The 18,765-nt window shown below is 50.0% G+C and carries 19 protein-coding genes; 17 read left to right on the top strand and 2 right to left on the bottom strand.

The features are described from left to right. Positions 1–8 precede the first annotated feature (8 nt). The gene (locus AC0J5I_RS06895) at positions 9–707 is read right to left on the bottom strand and encodes an ABC transporter ATP-binding protein (protein WP_475305099.1); all 699 of its coding nucleotides are present in this window, start codon (positions 705–707) and stop codon (positions 9–11) included. Positions 708–954: 247 nt separating this feature from the next. On the opposite strand from AC0J5I_RS06895, the gene AC0J5I_RS06900 reads away from it, so the two are divergent. The 7 genes from AC0J5I_RS06900 to AC0J5I_RS06930 all read left to right on the top strand — a co-directional run bounded on the left by AC0J5I_RS06900 (position 955) and on the right by AC0J5I_RS06930 (position 8,529). Next, complete coding sequence (locus tag AC0J5I_RS06900) at positions 955–3,036, top strand: permuted SH3 domain-containing protein (RefSeq protein WP_475305103.1); 2,082 nt, start codon at positions 955–957, stop codon at positions 3,034–3,036. A 198-nt stretch (positions 3,037–3,234) separates the two neighbouring features. Next, positions 3,235–3,735, top strand: a complete 501-nt coding sequence (locus tag AC0J5I_RS06905) for a hypothetical protein (protein WP_475305107.1) — start codon at positions 3,235–3,237, stop codon at positions 3,733–3,735. A gap of 97 nt (positions 3,736–3,832) precedes the next feature. Further along, positions 3,833–4,333, top strand: coding sequence for an N-acetyltransferase family protein (locus AC0J5I_RS06910; RefSeq protein ID WP_475305112.1), 501 nt, complete (start codon positions 3,833–3,835; stop codon positions 4,331–4,333). A 105-nt stretch (positions 4,334–4,438) separates the two neighbouring features. After that, on the top strand, positions 4,439–4,972 hold the full coding sequence (locus AC0J5I_RS06915; RefSeq protein WP_107994741.1) for a GNAT family N-acetyltransferase: 534 nt from the start codon (positions 4,439–4,441) through the stop codon (positions 4,970–4,972). Positions 4,973–5,012: 40 nt separating this feature from the next. Beyond that, positions 5,013–6,134, top strand: a complete 1,122-nt coding sequence (locus AC0J5I_RS06920) for a YibE/F family protein (RefSeq protein ID WP_475305118.1) — start codon at positions 5,013–5,015, stop codon at positions 6,132–6,134. Continuing rightward, positions 6,131–6,892, top strand: coding sequence for a YibE/F family protein (locus AC0J5I_RS06925; RefSeq protein ID WP_475305123.1), 762 nt, complete (start codon positions 6,131–6,133; stop codon positions 6,890–6,892). Before AC0J5I_RS06920 ends, AC0J5I_RS06925 begins: the two co-directional genes overlap by 4 nt. Positions 6,893–7,020: 128 nt before the next feature. After that, on the top strand, positions 7,021–8,529 hold the full coding sequence (locus AC0J5I_RS06930) for a DUF1846 domain-containing protein (protein WP_107994743.1): 1,509 nt from the start codon (positions 7,021–7,023) through the stop codon (positions 8,527–8,529). 104 nt (positions 8,530–8,633) lie between these two features. Here AC0J5I_RS06930 and AC0J5I_RS06935 read toward each other — a convergent pair whose 3' ends face one another. Beyond that, the gene (locus AC0J5I_RS06935) at positions 8,634–9,074 is read right to left on the bottom strand and encodes an Lrp/AsnC family transcriptional regulator (RefSeq protein WP_475305130.1); all 441 of its coding nucleotides are present in this window, start codon (positions 9,072–9,074) and stop codon (positions 8,634–8,636) included. A gap of 252 nt (positions 9,075–9,326) precedes the next feature. Here AC0J5I_RS06935 and AC0J5I_RS06940 point away from each other — a divergent pair, with 252 nt between their 5' ends. The 10 genes from AC0J5I_RS06940 to AC0J5I_RS06985 all read left to right on the top strand — a co-directional run bounded on the left by AC0J5I_RS06940 (position 9,327) and on the right by AC0J5I_RS06985 (position 18,764). Then, positions 9,327–10,745, top strand: a complete 1,419-nt coding sequence (locus tag AC0J5I_RS06940) for an aspartate ammonia-lyase (RefSeq protein WP_475305134.1) — start codon at positions 9,327–9,329, stop codon at positions 10,743–10,745. 305 nt (positions 10,746–11,050) lie between these two features. Then, positions 11,051–12,319, top strand: a complete 1,269-nt coding sequence (gene uraA / locus AC0J5I_RS06945) for a uracil permease (protein ID WP_106450052.1) — start codon at positions 11,051–11,053, stop codon at positions 12,317–12,319. A 180-nt stretch (positions 12,320–12,499) separates the two neighbouring features. Beyond that, entirely contained in the window at positions 12,500–12,835 is a 336-nt protein-coding gene (locus AC0J5I_RS06950; protein ID WP_475305137.1) for a hypothetical protein, read from the top strand. Positions 12,836–12,839: 4 nt separating this feature from the next. Beyond that, complete coding sequence (locus tag AC0J5I_RS06955; RefSeq protein WP_475305139.1) at positions 12,840–13,511, top strand: DUF3159 domain-containing protein; 672 nt, start codon at positions 12,840–12,842, stop codon at positions 13,509–13,511. Between the two features lie 30 nt (positions 13,512–13,541). Beyond that, on the top strand, positions 13,542–14,243 hold the full coding sequence (locus AC0J5I_RS06960; RefSeq protein ID WP_475305143.1) for a molybdopterin-dependent oxidoreductase: 702 nt from the start codon (positions 13,542–13,544) through the stop codon (positions 14,241–14,243). Between the two features lie 198 nt (positions 14,244–14,441). Continuing rightward, positions 14,442–15,035, top strand: a complete 594-nt coding sequence (locus AC0J5I_RS06965) for an anthranilate synthase component II (protein ID WP_475305147.1) — start codon at positions 14,442–14,444, stop codon at positions 15,033–15,035. Beyond that, on the top strand, positions 15,035–16,414 hold the full coding sequence (gene pabB / locus AC0J5I_RS06970; protein WP_475305150.1) for an aminodeoxychorismate synthase component I: 1,380 nt from the start codon (positions 15,035–15,037) through the stop codon (positions 16,412–16,414). The genes AC0J5I_RS06965 and pabB overlap by 1 nt, the downstream gene beginning before the upstream one ends. After that, positions 16,411–17,223: an aminotransferase class IV gene (locus AC0J5I_RS06975; RefSeq protein ID WP_475305154.1), complete on the top strand. Its 813-nt coding sequence runs from the start codon at positions 16,411–16,413 to the stop codon at positions 17,221–17,223. The genes pabB and AC0J5I_RS06975 overlap by 4 nt, the downstream gene beginning before the upstream one ends. Before the next feature lie 165 nt (positions 17,224–17,388). After that, positions 17,389–18,252, top strand: coding sequence for a tRNA 2-thiocytidine biosynthesis TtcA family protein (locus tag AC0J5I_RS06980; protein WP_107994752.1), 864 nt, complete (start codon positions 17,389–17,391; stop codon positions 18,250–18,252). 47 nt (positions 18,253–18,299) lie between these two features. Continuing rightward, on the top strand, positions 18,300–18,764 hold the full coding sequence (locus AC0J5I_RS06985; RefSeq protein ID WP_475305157.1) for a hypothetical protein: 465 nt from the start codon (positions 18,300–18,302) through the stop codon (positions 18,762–18,764). The last annotated feature ends 1 nt before the right edge of the window (position 18,765 follow it).

Below are 18,765 nucleotides of genomic sequence, written 5' to 3' on the forward strand. Positions count from 1 at the left end.
ACTTCCCCCTATCCCCAAGAGATGTCCTGGGCATTCTTTTTGACTTCGTTGAGGGTGACTTCCGTGATTTGACCGGAGTTCATCTTGATGACCTTGTCCGCCATTTCGGCGATGCCCAAGTTATGGGTGATGACGATGATGGTTTTGTTGTAGTCCTCGTTCAGGTTCTGCAGCAGCTGAAGAATTTTTTTCGAATTTTCTTCATCCAGCGAGCCGGTGGGTTCGTCGCAGAAGATGATGTCGGGATTTTTGGCTAGGCTCCTGACGATCGAAACCCGTTGCTGCTCCCCTCCGGAGAGTTGACTGGGATATTTGTTGCGGGCTTTTTCCAGACCGACTTTTTCGAGCAGGTCGGTTATGTCGAGTGGAGCTGTGCCGATGTCCGAGCCAATCTGAATGTTCTCGTAGACATTCAGATTCTGCAGCAGGTTGTATTGTTGGAAGATGAAGCCCAGATGTTTCCTTCTGAAGGCGGTCATCTCCTCTTCGTCCAGGTTTGTCAGCGTTTCGCCCCGGAAGGTGATTTCACCCGAAGTGACGGTATCCAAGCCGCTGATGACGTTCAGCAAGGTGCTCTTGCCGCTGCCACTGGGGCCGAGGATGACGACAAATTCGCCCTCTTCGATGGTGAGGTTGACGTCCTTCAGGGCGTAGGTTTCCACGTCACCGGTCTTGTAAGTTTTCGTCACATTGGTCATCGTAATCATCACAAACACTCCTTTGGAACCGCTTCAATCAGTTCAAGTATATTTGTGTCGGGAAATTTTGTCAAAAAATTGAGAATGGAAAATACTTTGCTGAAATAGGAGATACCCAAAAAGATGAATTATTCAGAATGGTTTTGTATGCGCTGACCATATCTTCACGGATGCATCGGTCGATATGGTAAAATTGAGATACCGAAACGATGGAATCAACTGGATTATCCAAAAATTGCGCGAGGGGGTCTTCTTTATGGGGAAATTGAAAGCTATCATATTCAAATCAAAAAAATCGATCATTGTCACGGCGGTCCTTCTGCTGACTTTGTTGGTGGGCGGAGGTACGGCCTACTGGTGGTATCAGAATGCTCAGGTCCAAGAAGTGTCGGTGCATACGGCCTGGAAAGGCCAATTGGCTAAGTATGTGCCGATAACCGGCGATATCGAAGCTAGCAGCAGGAGCAGCCTTTATCCTTCGCCCACAGCCAAGATTGTCGAAGTGTTGGCGGAGGAAGGGCAGGCAGTCAAGAAAGGCGATGTGCTGGCGAGGATTGATGCAACCGAGTACCGCACCCAATTGGATAAGCAGACCATCAACCTTTCCAATGCAGAGGCGACCCTTGCCTATCTTTCCGGGAGTAGCGCTGAAATGGACAAGGCTTCCTCCCAGAATGCGGTGAGCCAAGCGGGGATTGCGCTGGAAACTGCCCAATCAAATTACAGTGCGGCGCAAGGGAATTTGGATGACATCAATACGCTCAATGCGAATGCCATCAGCCAGGCGAACATAGCCCTGGAGAACGCCCATTCGAATTATGCCGCGGCCAACTCCAATCTATCGGCGCGGGGAACGCTCTACGACAATGCGGTGAGCCAAGCTCAAATAGCCTTGGAGAGCGCCCAATCGAACGCTACCGCATTAGCGGATAAACTGCATAACGTCGAGATAGCCAACGAGAATGCGGTCGGCCAAGCCAAACTGACTTTGGAAAATGCGAGGGCGCATTACTGGATCGCCAAAAAGAATTTGGATGATTTGGAAAATGCCTTGCATGAAGCCAAATGTGCATTGGATACTGCGATAGCAACCTATGAGAGTGCAAAACTGAATCTGGATATCGTCAAAGCTTTGTATGACGCCGATCCGATTCTGTACGCAGTGGACTATCAGTTGGCGCAACAGGCTGTCACCGCTGCCGAAACGACGGTATGGAATGCGGAACTGACTTTTGACAGCGCTGAAATGGCCTATCAAGCAGGCTATGATGCGGCGAAATTGGCGGTGATTGATGCTGAAACAGCTGTCCGCAGCGCAGAAATCGCTCTTTCGAATGCCGAAAACGCAGCCGATGCTGAATATGCTGCAGCCGCCAAAGCGGTTTCGGACAGCGAAGCTGCTGTGAGCAACGCGGAAATCGCTCTTTCGAACGCCGAAAGCGCGGGCTCTCTTGAATATGCTGCAGCTGAAAAGGCCGTCAGCGACAGCGAAGCCGCTGTCCGTAACGCGGAAATCAGCGTTTCAAATGCCAGAAGCGGCGCTGCCGTAAAGTACGAGGCGGCGCTCAAGGCGATCAGCGATGGCGAAAAAGCCGTCCGGAGCGCGGAAATCGCTCTTTCGAATCTGAACACCACAGCAACCTTTTCGAGCGCAACAGCGGAGGAAAGGATCTCAAATCAGGCCGACCAGATTGCTCTCCTGAAAACAGACATCGCCTATTTGAACAAAAAAATCGAGGAGAGTGATCTGAAGGCCAATGTCGACGGCATCGTGACGAAGATGGACGTTGTGGCGAACGAATATCCTCAGGTCGGGGATGCCATCATCGTCGACGGGGCCACTGAATATGTGATCAGTTTGGCTGTCAGCCAGTTTGACAGCGTCAATATGCGGGTAGGCCAGAAGGCGACCGTTAAGGTGAAAGGGGTCGCTGCGGAATATGATGGGGTTGTCTCGGAAATCGGCCAATCGGCGGAGAAATCCGCGACATCCGCGGACCAGGATGCGAAAGTTACTGTAAAAGTCACAATCACCAATCCCGACGAGAACATCAAAGTAGGCTATGAAGCCGATGCGGAAATCATCACGGTCGAAAAGCTCGATGCCCTGCGCGTAAACTTTGAAGCTGTCCAAATCGATGCGGAATCGGGCAAGTCGTACGTGTACGTGGTGGCCAGCGGGAACCGAGTCGAAAAAAGGTACATCGAAACCGGGCTGGAAACCGAATATGACATCGAAGTAGTGGATGGTCTGGTGGAAGGGGAGCGCTATGTCGCTGATCCGAACAAGGAACTTATGGCCGGTGTGAGGGTCAAGGACAGCGGTGACGCCGATTGACGGACGCGCCCGAAGAAAGGTAGGCTTTTTTGAGCAGGGGAGCAGATGTCGGGAGCTCCTCTGGTTTGCGTACTTTGGACAATACCTTTTCACTACAATGCAGATAGCGTATAATGGAAGAACGGAATCAGGCAAAGCGCAATCGGCCTGAGGAATGGATCAACACTAATAAATAATGATCAGAAAGAGGATTTTCCCATGTCGAAGTTAGGTTTGCAGCTCAGCCCCGCAGACAGCGAAAGCAAATGTTGGGTGGCGGAAATTACCGGTGCGGACGAGGTATACATTTTAAAAAGGGACTTCATCCCAGCCGAACCGGAAGGCGGATGGATCCTCTATGATGGCTGGTACCAACTGAACGGTGCGGTGCCCGGCGTCACGGAATTCAAAAAAGAATATATCCGCATCAAGGACGGAAAAGTCAGAAGGAACCTTCCATTCCGGGAACTCGTCGAAAGCCTGGATGAAATAAAAGCCGGTGAAGGCCCGCGCGTCGAGAGAATGCGCAAGGAAATCATCGCCATTTTGGATGAAATAAAAGAAGCTGCCTATTGTGAGCAGGTGGTTGAAGGCATCGAAAAGCAAAAGGAAGATCTTGATATGGCGGATGAGCCGGATCAGATCAAAAATGCGCTCTACATGCTGAAAAAACAAAAGCAGTCCTATATCCAGCAATACCGAAAGATGTTCAACCTATAAGAATCCAGATTATCCGGAATGAAAAACAATAAAAATGCATGAAACCGACCATGTTTCCGGTATAATCCGAATAGAGAAAAAGAAAGGCGGTGGAGCAATGATCAGAAAAGCAACGCCAACGGATCTTCCCGCAATCATGGAAATCATCAATGAGGCGAAAGTCACGCTAAAGGCGTCCGGCATCGATCAATGGCAAAAAGGGTATCCGAACGAAGCAGTCATTCTTCAGGATATCAATGGAGGATACAGCTATATCTACCTGCGGGATGGCGTTCCCGGGGCAACTTTTGCATTTTTTTACGGCGAGGACCCTACCTATAAAGTCATCACCGAGGGCCAATGGTTGACGGATAATCCTTACAGTGTCATCCATCGCATCACGATCAAAGACGCTTTCCGTGGACAAGGCGTCCTTGGGGAAATCGTCGCATGGGCTGCGGATGAATCGCGTAAAAAAGGCTATTCCAGCATGCGTATCGATACGCATCCAGATAACAAAAGCATGCAGCGTGCCTTGCAGAAGTCCGGGTATGCCTACTGCGGACATATCCTGACAAGTATCAGCGATATGCGATGGGCATATGAGAAAGTGCTGTAAAATAATTATGGATATGCGAGAAGGATTGCGCCCGAACCTAGCGGTGCAATCCTTTTCGCATGGAATCAAGCATATGATTGATAAACCCGAAGGAGCGAAGAAATAATGGACTTGCAACTAAAAAATTTAGCTTTGAACGAGGAACTGATTCAGACGATACTCCGTTGGGAAAATGACCTGGCTATTTCGCCGTTCATCACCCCGCACTATGATGAAGAAAGCAAATTGCCTTTGGGGACGGAAGAGGGTGTCCGCGAGAGCCTGTCCAATCCGGACAAGCGGACTTATTTCATTTGCGTGGATGACAAGCCGGTCGGAATCGCGTCGATCATCCGCGACTTTCCTGCCCTGCTCAAGAAGGACGGAAATACAGCCTGGCTGGGCATCTACATCGGCGATCCGGATTGGCGCAGCAAAGGCATCGGCAAAACGGTCATGGCACTGTATGAAGAAGAATGCCGAAGACTCGGCTATCAGCGCATCGAGCTTGGGGTCTTTTCCCACAATGCCGGCGCAATCAGCCTGTACGAAAGATCCGGCTTCACACAAATAGGCGTGATCCCTCACTTCACCTATTCACAAGGCGAATGGCGCGACGATATCCGGATGGAGAAAATACTCGGTTCCGTTCTAGGGTAAACCCCATGCGGAAATTTTTTGGAGGAAGGGAAAACAACGGATGAAAAAAGGATTGTTGGTCAGGAAAAAAGCGATATTCTTGACCTTATTTGCGGCATTTTTGGGGTTTTTGACGCTGTTCAGCTACCATAACTACGCGTGGTACGAAGAACCAATCGCCAAAATCATTGCAGCGGAAGCCGTTGGAACCAATGAAACGATCGGCGCCAATCGGGAAAGCTATCACGTATACAACCAAAAACTGACGGCTGTACTGATGAACGGGGAGTCGAAAGGGGCGCAGGTCATGATAGAAAACAACTATTCCGACTCACTTGCCTATAGCCAGATGTACCGTTCAGGCGATGAAGTTTTCCTTTCCCTTAGCGAGAGTGCTTCGGATGCAGTGACAGGCAAAATAATCGGAGTAAAGCGGGATAAATATGTTGCCCTTTTGGGTGCCTTGTTTCTTTTCGTGCTTGTGGTGGTAGCGGGGAAAAAAGGCCTGCTTTCCCTCGTCAGCATAGCGGGGAACATTTTTCTGTTCAGCCTAGCTCTGGACAGTTATGAAATTGCGGATAACGCCCAACTATTATGGATCAGCAGTGCTGCTGTGATCGGTTGGACCGTCCTGACGCTGTTCTTGGTCAGCGGCAAAAACAGAAAGACTTACGCAGCCATCCTTTCCACTTTGATCGGAACATTCATGACTTTATTCATCGCTTACGGGGTCATTGCCTTGACGAACGGGCAGGGCCTGCGTTATGAGGAAATGCAGTTTGTGACGCATTATCCGCGGCGCATCTTCTTGTCGAGCATTTTGATTGGCTCGCTGGGTGCGGTTATGGATGTCGCCATCACAATGACCGCAGCCATCCAGGAACTGTACGAAAAAGACCCTGCGATATCCGCCGGAGCCTTATTGCAGTCCGGACGCGAAATCGGCAAGGACATCATGGGGACGATGGCGAATGTGCTGCTTTTTGCCTATGTCAGCGGAGCGATTCCCACACTCGTTTTTTATCTGGAGAACGGCTCCGATGTGTTCCATACCTTTTCGATGCAATTATCTTTGGAAATCACCCGGGCCTTGGCAGGCAGTATCGGTATCGTTTTGACGGTTCCGCTGGCAATGTTCACAGCCGTCCGTCTGATTCCCAAGAAAGTGGGTGATCAACAATGAGCGTGCAGTGGATATTGGCTCTCTTGCTTTTTCTGCTGATGGGTGCGGTGGGCGGCAGACGAGGGGTTTCTTCGTTCCTGTCGTTGTTTTTCAACTTTGCGGTCCTCTATATATTGGTGCTGCTATTGATCAATGGCTTTCCTGCTCTTTTTGTGACCCTGCTGGCTTGTTCGGTGGTAGGGTACATCAATTTATTCTACATAAACGGCGTGAACATCAAAACCAAGGCGGCTTTTATCGCCACGATTGTCACAACGTTTTTCTTGCTGTTGTTGATCATTGTCGTGCATCGGTTTGCGATGATACAGGGCTTCGGTCCTGAGGAAGTGGAAGAGTACACCACGCTTTCCTTTTTTGTGAATGTGGCTTTTGTTCAAATCGGTATTTGCACGATGATTACAGGAACGATAGCGGCCATCACGGATACGGCTATTTCCATCTCATCCTCGTTGCATGAAGTCCATCACCGCAACCCACAGTTGGGCGAGAAGGAATTATTCCGGTCAGGGATGACGATCGGCAAGGACATCATCGGAACGACAACGAATACGCTGTATTTTTCATTCATCGGCGGTTACCTCGCTCTTTTCCTATGGTTCAGGGATCTGTCCTATTCTTTTGGGGAGGCACTGAACGCAAAGGTGCTTGTCTCGGAAGTGCTCTCCATGTTTGTCATCGGCATCGGAGTGATCGGAATCATCCCGCTCACCGCCTGGGTCACAGCGCGCATGCTAGTGAACAAATCATCGCAGGCTTAAAATACGTATTGCCAATCAAAGAAAATACTCTATAATTGTTAGAGTTGAAATCAAAACGTTACGGACGAGTCAGCTGACGCGTAACGGCAAGTATACAGACACACCATTCAGATATTGGAGGAAAACAGATGAAAAAAATCGGCTTTGATCCGCAGAAATACATTGAAGAACAATCGAAATATATCCTGGAACGGGTCAACAATTACGATAAATTGTATCTTGAGTTCGGAGGCAAACTAATCGGCGACAAGCATGCGAAACGCGTATTGCCCGGATTCGACGAAGATGCCAAAATCAAATTGCTGCAGAAATTGAAGGACCAAGCGGAGATCCTGATCTGTGTGTATGCAGGGGATATCGAACGCAACAAAATCCGTGGCGACTACGGCATCACCTATGACATGGACGTCTTCCGTCTGATCGATGAGCTAAGGGAATACGGATTGGCCGTCAACAGTGTCGTCATCACGCGCTACAACGGACAGCCGGCCACAAAAGTGTTCATCAACAAACTCGAAAAACGCGATATCAAAGTCTATACCCATGGCGCCATCGAAGGCTATCCTTCCAATATCGAAACGATCGTCAGCGAAGAAGGCTTCGGCCAGAACACGTACATTCCGACGACGAAACCGATTGTCGTCGTGACCGCTCCAGGCCCAGGCAGCGGCAAGTTGGCGACCTGCCTGAACCAGCTGTATCACGAACGCCGTCAAGGGCGCGCAGCCGGCTATTCCAAGTTCGAGACTTTCCCGGTATGGAACGTTCCGTTGAAGCACCCGCTGAACATCGCCTATGAAGCCGCAACTGTCGATCTGAAGGACGTCAACATGATGGACAACTATCATTTTGAGACCTACAACGAAGTGGCGGTCAACTACAACCGCGATCTGGAGACTTTCCCGGTCATCAAACGCATCATCGAGCGCATCACCGGCAAGGAATCCGTCTACCAATCACCGACTGACATGGGCGTCAATCGGGTCGGATTCGGCATCACCGACGATGAAGCGATCCGGGAAGCGTCCAAGCAGGAAATCATCCGCCGCAGCTTCGACACGGAATGCGACTACAAGAAAGGCCTGAGCGATGAAGAGACGCGTAACCATATGCGCCTGATCATGGAAGAGGTCGAATTGAAGCAAGAAGACCGGGCTCCCGTGAAGCCTGCTCGCGAATATGCGAAGCGTTTGATGAAACGCGCGGTCGACAACGAGATTCCGGCTGTCATCGCTTTTGAGTTGAACGACGGACGGATCATCACCGGCAGAACTTCCGATCTGATGGATGCTTGTTCTTCCGCCATAGTGAACGCAATCAAAGCCTTAGCGAACATTTCTGACGACATCCTGTTGCTGTCCCCGGTCATTCTGGAGCCAATCAAAAAGCTGAAGAGCGAAGGTCTGCATAAACGCATTCCGACCTTGACCGCGAATGAGATCCTGATCGCCTTATCCATTTCAGCGGTCACCAATCCGACCGCTCAGCTGGCCTACGATAAACTTTCCGAACTGAAGGATGTGCAGGCACACTCGACTGTCATCCTGAACAAAGACGATGATCAGATCCTTCGGAATCTTGGCCTCGATATCACTTGCGATCCGGTATATCCATCCGAAAATCTATATTACGTATAAGAGAGTTTGATGATTTGCGATCAATCGTCAGAAACTACTTTCAAAGACTATCCGCTCCCTGTCTTTTTCGGGAACGGATAGTTTTTTAGCATAGATTAGAATCATTAGTGGTCCTCAAAATGGATGCCCCTAGGACCAACCGAGGTGGAGAAGACGACCTGGGTGTAGGTCTTGCCGAACTGCTGCAGTTCCCCGATAAAAGTGTCCAATTCATTCGTCGTCGGAAAGGCGACTTTCAGCAGCATCGAGAATTCTCCTGTCACGCAGTTGCATTCCAGCACATTCGGGATGCTGTCCACGAAAGGATAAAAAACCGGCTTTTGCTTGGGATCGACCTCCAGATTGATGAAAGCCTTGATATTGTAGCCCAGTGTCTGGAGGTTCACATGTGCACCGTAATCCGTGATGACGCCGTTCCTTTCCAGCTGGGTGATCCTTGCTGAAATCGCAGGAGAAGACAAAAAGGTGGCCTCGCCGATTTCTTTCAGGGAAGCCCGCGCATTTGTCTGCAAAATGTTCAGAATTTGCTTATCGATTTTATCCATCAGAGGCTCCTTTCCAAGTTCTTGCTTGCTTTGTATTCTTAAGATTCTATATCAGACCTACCAAGGGAAGCAAACGAATGCTGACATGACTTAAGAAAATAAAGTTACATCGGAAATAGCGTGCGATTCTTCTGCGGAAATATCGAATATGCAGGTTTTGTTCGCAACTTCCTTTAAGCTGTTTCATTCAGTTTGCAGGGGTGGTATTGTTTGCACTATGAATTACAGAAAAATTTCAGGGGGCAAACAGAGATGAACATGAGAATTGAAGCAGACTCGATCGGAACGTTAGCAGTACCCACAGAAGCGTATTATGGTGTGCAATCGTCGCGTGCAAAGGAAAATTTCTCCATCACGGGCACGAAGCTGCATCCGGAATTGATCAGCAATCTGGCGCGAATCAAGAAAGCCGCAGCTGTTGTGAATGCTCAGTCGGGTAACCTGGCAGTCGGAAAAAAGGATGCGATCGTCCAAGCCTGCGACGAAATTGTGGCGGGATATTTTCATGAAGCCTTCATCGTGGATGCCATCCAAGGCGGTGCCGGGACTTCGGCCAATATGAACGCCAATGAAGTCATCGCTAATCGCGCCATCGAAATATTGGGTGGGAGAAAGGGCGACTACCGCATCGTTCATCCGAATGACGATGTGAATCTCTGCCAGTCTACGAATGATGTCTTTCCGACAGCTGGGAAAATGACTGTCCTTCAATTGCTTCCGGAGTTGATTGCCGAACTGGGAAAGCTGGAGAGCGCGTTGGCTGATAAGGCCGAAGAATTCGCCGGAGTCATCAAAATGGGACGGACGCAAATGCAGGATGCGGTTCCGACCACTTTGGGAAGAACGTTCCAAGCTTATCGATCCTTCGTCAAAAGGGATATCCGCCACCTCTTGGGCGCTGCGGAAGAGATGAAGAGCATCAATCTCGGCGGGACCGCAATCGGCAATGCAATCAATGCGACGCCGGAATATTTGGAAAACATAACCGCCTTCGTGAGTGAAGAAGCGGGGATCGCTTTCACGCAGGCGGAGGATCTTTTCGATGCGACCCAGAACGTGGATGGCTTCGTCAGGGTGTCGGCGGCCATCAAGACGGCAGCGGTGAACTTGTCTAAGATGAGCAATGATCTGCGTTTGTTGTCGAGTGGTCCAAGGGCTGGCATCGGTGAAATCAATTTACCGGCCAAGCAAAATGGCTCTTCGATCATGCCGGGAAAAGTGAATCCGGTGATACCCGAAGTCGTTTCGCAAGCCGCTTTCCGCGTGATCGGAAACGATCTGACCATCACGATGGCTGCCGAATCCGGACAGTTGGAGCTGAATGCCTTCGAGCCGATCATTTTCCATTCGTTGTTTGAATCGATCGATTGCTTGGCGCATGCGGTCGCTACGCTGACTGTCAACTGCATCACAGGGATCCAAGCCAATCAGATGGTCTGCTACAAACAAGTGGAAGAGAGTGCCGGCATCGCGACTGCCCTCTGCCCTATAATCGGCTACCAAAAAGCCAGCGCGATCGCCAAAGAATCACTGAAGACAGGCAAAACCGTCAGGGAATTGGTGCTTGCAAAAGGCCTATTCTCGGTTGAGGAAACGGACAGCATCCTTGATCTCAAACGCATGGCCGGCATACCGGCGGAGCTAGTCTTGCTGGCAGGCAAGGCTGTCTGATTGAATTGTAGGGACCGCCAGAACGCCTGACAGGTTGATTCAAGGCTTTCTGGCGGTCCCAAATTTGTAATCCTAAAAAATAGCAGCAGTTTTCGAACCGAGCTTCATCGGCCGAAAGCGGGATTATCTAATCAATTTATAATTGTATTCCATCACTATTATTGCTAAAATAAGCGAAGCAGAGTCCTTTAAACTAATCCTGAGAGATTAAAAAGGGTAACAAATCGAATATTTGATACCTTAGGTCCTTTTGCGAATATCATAATTCAAGGGCTTTTTTTTGCGCCTATAGGAGGAAATATAGAATGTCTTCAAAGAAAATTATTCAGGTTGACGAAAAGGTGCCTGCAAATTTGCTGATTCCGCTTAGTTTGCAACATACTTTCGCAATGTTCGGTGCTTCAGTGCTTGTTCCTATCATTTTCGGTATTGATCCGAGCATCGTATTATTGATGAACGGGGTCGCCACGCTATTATTCATTTGGATCACAAAAGGGAAATCGCCGGCCTATCTTGGTTCAAGTTTTGCCTTCATCGGACCGACAAGCATCATCATCGCTAATCAAGGCTTTGAGTATGCGCAGGGCGGTTTCGTCGTCTTAGGTATCATTGGCTGTATTATGGCCTTCGTCATCTATCGTGTCGGCACAAAGTGGATCGATGTTGTCCTTCCGCCTGCAGCGATGGGGGCTGTTGTGGCCTTGATCGGTCTGGAGCTGGCTCACCTTACGATTCAAGGAGGATCGATCGGTGCGAACTTGATGACCGACACTGCGACAGCACAGAACTTCGCTGTCTTTTTCATTACTTTGGGCACGGCTGTCCTAGGTTCCGTACTCTTCAAAGGTTTCTTGTCCACTATCCCTATTCTGATCGCCATCGTCGTTGGATACATTTCTGCGATTGCGTTCGGCATGGTCGACTTCACTCCGGTAATGGAAGCATCCTTGTTTACGATGCCCCATTTCCAATTGGCGAAATTTGATATGAATGCCATCTTGACGATGCTTCCGGTTTTGCTTGTGTTGACTTCGGAGCATATTGGACACCAGGTGGTCACTTCCAACGTCGTCGGCCGCGATCTGATCAAAGATCCGGGCTTGCACCGTTCGCTGTTTGCTGATTACTTTGCATCTGCTTTATCCGGTTTGATCGGTGGTGTTCCGACAACGACTTATGGTGAAAACATCGGAGTAATGGCCATCACACGTGTCTACAGCGTGCGCGTCATCGCCGGTGCTGCGATTTTCTCCATGGTCATGTCCTTCTTTGGACCGTTGGCGGCACTGATTTCCACCATTCCTGGTGACGTCATCGGTGGCGTTACGTTCTTGCTATACGGCATGATCGGCACCAGCGGCTTGCGCTTGTTGGTTGAAGAAAAAGTGGACTACAGCAAGTCCAAGAATCTGATCCTGACATCCATCGTTTTCGTCACTGGATTGAGCGGCTTGACAGTTCAATTTGCAGGCATCCAATTAAGCGGAATGGTCTTAGCCAGTGTTGTCGGCATCATCTTGAGCTTATCCTTCTACCTGTTTGATAAAGCAGGCTGGATGAACGAAACAGACTGAGAACAGGCTGGCTCCTGATAGCAGATGCAGGCAGGCACTTATCGGATCCAACCTTTCCGACTGCATCAGCCGATTAAAATTTATGACGGCTCCAACACGGGATTCCCTGGGTTGGGGCCGTCATTTTCGCTTTTTTGAGCAGCCGTAGTATAATTGAGGCAAATGAGGGGAGTTGGGCGCATGTTGACGAAGAGGATGAAGATTTCTATCGTTGCGGGAGCTCTTTTGGGTGTAGTCTGCATCGTGGGTGCCCAGTTGCGGTCCGGATTTGAGAAGGAGGCGCTTTATCTGTTCGCCTTTTGGTATAACCGGCTATTGATGGGTGTCGTTATTGGTTTTGCAAAAGAAACGAAGGAATTGAAACGAGCATTGGGGCGTGGAGCCATCCTAGGGTTATGGGTTTCCTTTGCTTTCTACAGTTCAACAGGATTCGAAGATTTTGTCGGTTTTGCGGCAGGCATCGCTTATGGTGTCATCATTGAGTATGTCGCCTACAGATTCGCTGATAGGGGCTGATGATTTGAAATCCAGAATCAAGGAAATTTCGGAAGAATTGAAATTGGTCATCTCAGGAAAGACTTTCGATGCTTTATTGCCTCCCTTGTTGTTTGCCGTCGTCAACGGCAGCTATCAGTTGACTGTCGCAAGCATCTTGGCGATTGCTTTGGCTGTAATCTTGGGAATCATCCGTTTGGCACGGAAGCAACCGTTGCGTTATGCCGTGGGTGGTTTGCTGGGGGTTATGTTTGCTTCCGGAATCGCGTATTTCTCGAATAATGCCGCCAATTATTATCTTCCCAAAATAGCGAGCAGCGCGCTGCTCGTATTGGCGGCGCTAGTGAGCATCATCCTGGGGAAACCGCTGGCCGCGTTGACGAGCCATTTGACGCGCGGTTGGGATTTGGATTGGTATTGGCGCAAAGACGTGAAACCGGCCTATCAGGAAGTGACGGTCCTTTGGTTTCTGTTTTTTCTGATGCGCTTGGCTTTGCAAATCATTCTTTTCAGGCGCGGCGACATTGTCGAGTTGGCTTGGACCAATACGCTCCTGGGGCTTCCGTTCACGATTGCAGGATTGATCCTCAGCTATCTCTACGGCATTTGGCGCCTCCGCAACCTCAATGGACCAAGCGTGGAGGAACACAGGGAAGGAAAACCGCAGCCGTGGGAAGGGCAGACACGTGGATTTTAATCGGAAGGATTTCGGAAAGAAGGCATTTTGATGGATAAAAAGAGAACAACCGCAGTGAACGGCCGCCATGCCAATCGCATTCCCAGTAAATGCCTCTTTTTATTGATGAGTCTGTTGCTCTTTGGTTGTGGGACCTCCAATGATGGCGATACAAGTGAAACGGATCTGGAAGAGCTGACCAAAATCGAGGTGACCGAATACGAAGGACAAGATTTGTCTTCTTTGACCGATTTTCGGGAAAACTCAATCAAGGGCCCCCAATACATAGACAGTGATGCCTATACGCTGACGATCGACGGCTTGGTCGAACAGCCGGTTGCCTTAACCTACGATGAAGTGCTGGATAATCAGAAGTACACAAAGGTTGTGACGTTGCATTGCGTGGAAGGATGGAGCGTCGACATCCTTTGGGAAGGGGTTCTGCTTGCGGACCTGTTCGAAGGAGTGGACGTTCAGGCAAGCGCCGATACGGTCATTTTTTATTCAGAGGATGGCTACAGCACAGCCCTGCCGCTGCAGACAATCATGGACAGGCAACTGATGATCGCCTACAAGATGAATGGGGTTGTCCTGCCACCCGAAAGAGGCTTTCCGTTCCAGCTGGTAGCGGAAGATAAGCTGGGATACAAATGGATCAAATGGATCACCCGCATCGAACTGTCCGATGACGCGGACTATAAAGGCTATTGGGAACAGCGGGGGTTTGACAACGATGCGGATGTCGAACCCTAAGCAGAATGGCCGGGGCGGTTGTCCTGGTCATTTTTTCGTCCCAACTGAGTTTCTTCAAAACTATAGGCTGGAGTCCCGGCATTTGGTATGATGGGCTTATCATTTTCAGAAGGTCTGACGGGCTTGCTGGAAAGAGCGAACGACCTATGCAAAAGGCTACATGATCGAGAAAAAATAACAGTAATGATGAGGATACGTATGATACTTGTAATAGATAATTATGATTCCTTCACCTACAACCTCGTCCAATACCTGAGACAATTGGATGAGAACGTTGTGGTGAAACGGAACGATGAAATAACAATAGAAGAGATAGCGGCACTTAATCCGCTGATGATCCTGATTTCCCCGGGTCCGAAGACGCCAAATGAAGCAGGCATCAGTCTGGATGTCGTCAGACATTTCTCAGGGACTGTCCCGATTCTGGGAATCTGTCTGGGGCACCAGACGATCGCCGGGCTGTTCGGCGCGGCAATCGTGAAGGCGAAAGAGCCTGTCCATGGGAAGGTTCACGCCATTCAGCACACAGGGAAAGGCGTCTTCCAGGGATTGAAAAGTCCGCTGAATGTCACAAGATACCATTCCTTGATCGTGGAAAAGGAGAGCCTCCCGGAAGCGCTTGAGGTCACGGCTTGGACAGAGGATGGCGAAATCATGGGCTTTCTTCATCGGGAAGAGTTGATCGAGGGGGTCCAGTTCCATCCCGAGGCGATACTGACGGAGCATGGGCTGGATATGTTGCGCAATTTTTATGAGCGCGCCAAAAAAAAGCGGGAAGGGGGGCGGTTTTGATGAAAAAAAGCAAGACTGACATCGTGATCAAGGAAATCGTTACCGGACTTTCGAGCTTCGAACTGTTTTCTTTGTTCCGCGAACGCAAGCATTGTTTTTTCCTTGACAGCGGGATGGATCCGGAAAAGTTGGGACGCTATTCCTTCATCGGATTCGATCCTGAAATGACGCTGACTGTCAAAGCGGGCGTGGATGCTTTTGCAGAACTGAAAGCACTATTGGAAGAATATCAGCTGGACTATGCAGGCGAGCTTCCTTTCATCGGCGGAGCTGTCGGTTACTTCGGCTATGAGTTGCGCCATCAGGTGGAACGGTTGCCGAAGGAAGCGCACGATGATGTCCAGATTCCGGACAGCTTTTTTGGCATCTATGATGGGGCGATTGTGGTGGATCATCTTTTGGGAAAAGTCCATCTTGCCTCGCCGGGGTTCTTCGGCGATCCGGAAAAGTGGGTTACCGAGGTGGAAAAGGCTATTACGGCAGCGGAAGGGATGCATTTTCCGGCTGCGGACTTTGAATTGACAAGCGAAGCCAGACCGAAGCTCACTGCGAACATGACAAAGGATTACTATTTGACGGCAATCGCGCGCATCAAGGAGTATATCCGGTCCGGCGACATCTATCAGGTCAACATGACCCAACGCTTCCAATGCCGTACGGAAGCATCGCCCTACGAGCTGTACACGCGCTTGCGCAACATCAACCCGGCTCCCTTCGCCGCGTACATCGACTTCGGTATGGGGCAGCTGTTGAGCAGCTCGCCGGAGCGGTTCCTGCAGATCCGCAACGGCAAGGTGCAGACGAGGCCGATCAAAGGCACCCGTCCACGGGGCGCCACCGAACAAGAGGATAGCGCCAATCGCCAGGAGCTGCTGGAAAGCGAGAAGGACCGTGCCGAATTGCTGATGATCGTCGATCTGATGCGCAATGATTTGGGCCGTGTCTGCAAAACCGGCAGCGTCGAGGTTACGGAAATGTACCATATCGAGGAATACAGCACTGTTTTCCAGCTTGTTTCGACTGTCGAAGGGGAGCTGGAGGAAGGCATCCATGCGCTCGATTGCATCAAAGCCGCCTTTCCGGGCGGATCGATAACGGGTGCGCCGAAAATCAGGGCGATGGAAATCATCGATGAAATCGAGCCGACCCAGCGCAACGTCTATACCGGATCGATAGGCTATGTCGGCTTCAACGGCGATGCCGATCTGAACATCGTCATCCGGACGATCCTGCAGAAAGGCGACACCGCCTATTTTCAGGTCGGCGGCGGAATCGTCTGGGATTCGGATGCGGAAATGGAATACGAGGAGACGCTTGTGAAGGCAAAGGCACTCATCGAGGCGCTGCAGGCGGAATTGCCGGAAGGGGAAAACGAATGAAAGTATTTTTGAATACGGCCTATCTTGAGGAAGATGCAGCGCTGATCAGTCCGCTGTCCCCAGGCTTCATGTACGGATACGGAGTTTTTGAGACGATCCGCGTTTCCGGTAAACAAGCGCTGTTTCTGGACCAACATTACACACGCATGGTCCGTGCGCTGTCGGTTCTGGGGATGACTTGCCCCTATCAAGAAACCGACCTCCAGCCGATCATCGAAAAATTGCTGAAGCTGAATGGCGTTTCCGAAGGTTTCGTAAAGGTCGTCTGCAGCAAACCGACCCCGGAAAAACAGGCGCATCAGGAAGCGGATATCCTGATCCTGACAGGAATGAAAACCTACAAAGAGGAATACGCGACAGGCTTGAAAGTATGCCTGGCCGATGCGAGAAGGAACGAATTCTCCAAGCTTGTCAGCATCAAAAGCATGAACTATGCGGAAAACATCCTGGAAAAGGAGGCGGCCGTCCAGAGAGGCTTTGATGAAGCTCTTTTCTTGAATACCCAAGGACAGGTTGCCGAGGGATGCGTCGCCAATATTTTTTGGGTCAAGGCTCGCGAGGTTTACACACCCGCTGCGGCCTGCGGCATCCTTGAGGGGACAGCCAGGGCAAGGGTCATCCAACAGTGCCTGGAGTTGGGTATGCCGATTCATGAAGGCAGCTATCTTCAGGAAGAACTGTTTGACGCGGACGAGGTTTTTTTGACCAATGCGTTGATGGGGATCATGCCGGTCAGCCGTTTGGAGGACAAGTACTTCGGCCTAAGGGAATATCAAGTAGTGCCCCAGCTCCGGGGAAACGGGCGCTAAGCGGAGCACACCGTTGATTCCTAGCCGCAACTCCGATGAAGTTGTTTTTATCGGAGAAGGCATGCAAACTGTCGGGTGAACTCCTGCGAAGGCTCCGTTCACCGGAGCAAAAGAAAAAACCACAGTAACCACTCAGACAGCCCTCAAGAAAGGAAAATCGATTAGATGGAAAAATGCGATCAAATCGAAAGAAGCCTCATCAAAAAATACCGGAAATCCTTATGGCGGCCCTTCATCAAAGCGATCCAGGAATATGAACTGATCCAGAACGGCGACAAAATAGCCGTCTGCATCTCCGGCGGGAAGGATTCGATGCTGATGGCCAAACTGATGCAGGAGCTGCAACGGCATGGCACGATACGATTCGAGCTGGTCTTTTTGGCGATGAATCCGGGATACAGTGAACAGAACCAGCAACAGATTTTGGATAATGCCGCATTGATGGACATCCCGCTGACCGTTTTCGAGTCCTCCATTTTTGATGTCGTTGAGAATGTGGACTCGTCCCCCTGTTATCTTTGCGCGCGCATGCGCAGGGGCAGTCTGTACCAAAAAGCCCAGGAGCTCGGCTGCAACAAGATCGCTTTGGGCCATCATTTCGATGACGTCATCGAGACGATCTTGATGAATATGTTCTACGGCGGGACCATCGAGACGATGATGCCAAAGCTACACAGCCGGAACTTCGAAGGGATGGAGCTGATCCGGCCGCTTTATCATGTGAAGGAAGCGGATATCATCGCCTGGAAGGACTACCATCAATTGACATTCCTCCAGTGCGCCTGCCGTTTCACGGAAATGTACGATAATCAACCGAGCGATATCGGAGGTTTCAAGCGCAAAGAGATGAAGGCATTGATCGGCCAACTGCGCGAAACGAGTCCGCTCATCGACGCGAATATCTTCCAGAGTGTGCAGAGCGTGAACCTCGAAAAAATCATTTCTTCCCGAGATCGGGACGGAAGGCATCATTTTCTGGAAAAATACGCGGATGGGGCTGAAAGGCCGCAGCAAGATATGGTAGAATGAGTCGAACCTCCGCAAAATCGGAGAACATTATTAGGGAGTTGAAAGAAATGACCTTGTCATTCGAAGAAAAAAAAGCGATATTTGATGATTATAAAGAACTGACGGCTGTTCCGGTCTCGATGAACCGGATCAATTATCATTTCAATCCGAGTGCGGTGGACCACAAAATCGCTGTCCGCTTCCTGCATCCAAACGGCAATGCCTTCATTTATGCAGGCTACCTGCCGAAAGAAGAGACGGATAAAGGCTATATTTCCGTATTGGAAAGCGATGAAGGAAGGATCCGTTTCCTGTTGGAAAAGGCGATTTCCTTTCTGAAAAAAACCGAAGACGGCTATGAGGAGGGCTACTCGGAAAAATGGGTGGATCGGTCTGGAGATGTTCTGTTGCTGATCTACGATAATCCGATGTGGTCGGTTGCGTTGAAGAACGGTCAAATGGAAGGGATTTTCAAAACCCGTGATGCAGCTGTCGGTTATCTGAATGATGAAGGTTTCTCGCGAACCAATTAAC

Source organism: Trichococcus sp. TS_SC_9 (assembly GCF_056156325.1).

Coding starts and splice junctions, on each gene's coding strand:
- AC0J5I_RS06920 (WP_475305118.1), top strand. CDS start 5,013: ATGAAAAAAGGATTGTTGGTCAGGAAAAAAGCGATATTCTTGACCTTA.
- AC0J5I_RS06925 (WP_475305123.1), top strand. CDS start 6,131: ATGAGCGTGCAGTGGATATTGGCTCTCTTGCTTTTTCTGCTGATGGGT.
- AC0J5I_RS06895 (WP_475305099.1), bottom strand. CDS start 707: ATGATTACGATGACCAATGTGACGAAAACTTACAAGACCGGTGACGTG.
- AC0J5I_RS06975 (WP_475305154.1), top strand. CDS start 16,411: ATGAAAGTATTTTTGAATACGGCCTATCTTGAGGAAGATGCAGCGCTG.
- AC0J5I_RS06960 (WP_475305143.1), top strand. CDS start 13,542: ATGGATAAAAAGAGAACAACCGCAGTGAACGGCCGCCATGCCAATCGC.
- AC0J5I_RS06905 (WP_475305107.1), top strand. CDS start 3,235: ATGTCGAAGTTAGGTTTGCAGCTCAGCCCCGCAGACAGCGAAAGCAAA.
- AC0J5I_RS06950 (WP_475305137.1), top strand. CDS start 12,500: ATGTTGACGAAGAGGATGAAGATTTCTATCGTTGCGGGAGCTCTTTTG.
- pabB (WP_475305150.1), top strand. CDS start 15,035: ATGAAAAAAAGCAAGACTGACATCGTGATCAAGGAAATCGTTACCGGA.
- AC0J5I_RS06985 (WP_475305157.1), top strand. CDS start 18,300: ATGACCTTGTCATTCGAAGAAAAAAAAGCGATATTTGATGATTATAAA.
- AC0J5I_RS06915 (WP_107994741.1), top strand. CDS start 4,439: ATGGACTTGCAACTAAAAAATTTAGCTTTGAACGAGGAACTGATTCAG.
- AC0J5I_RS06900 (WP_475305103.1), top strand. CDS start 955: ATGGGGAAATTGAAAGCTATCATATTCAAATCAAAAAAATCGATCATT.
- AC0J5I_RS06940 (WP_475305134.1), top strand. CDS start 9,327: ATGAACATGAGAATTGAAGCAGACTCGATCGGAACGTTAGCAGTACCC.
- AC0J5I_RS06910 (WP_475305112.1), top strand. CDS start 3,833: ATGATCAGAAAAGCAACGCCAACGGATCTTCCCGCAATCATGGAAATC.
- AC0J5I_RS06935 (WP_475305130.1), bottom strand. CDS start 9,074: ATGGATAAAATCGATAAGCAAATTCTGAACATTTTGCAGACAAATGCG.
- uraA (WP_106450052.1), top strand. CDS start 11,051: ATGTCTTCAAAGAAAATTATTCAGGTTGACGAAAAGGTGCCTGCAAAT.
- AC0J5I_RS06930 (WP_107994743.1), top strand. CDS start 7,021: ATGAAAAAAATCGGCTTTGATCCGCAGAAATACATTGAAGAACAATCG.
- AC0J5I_RS06980 (WP_107994752.1), top strand. CDS start 17,389: ATGGAAAAATGCGATCAAATCGAAAGAAGCCTCATCAAAAAATACCGG.
- AC0J5I_RS06965 (WP_475305147.1), top strand. CDS start 14,442: ATGATACTTGTAATAGATAATTATGATTCCTTCACCTACAACCTCGTC.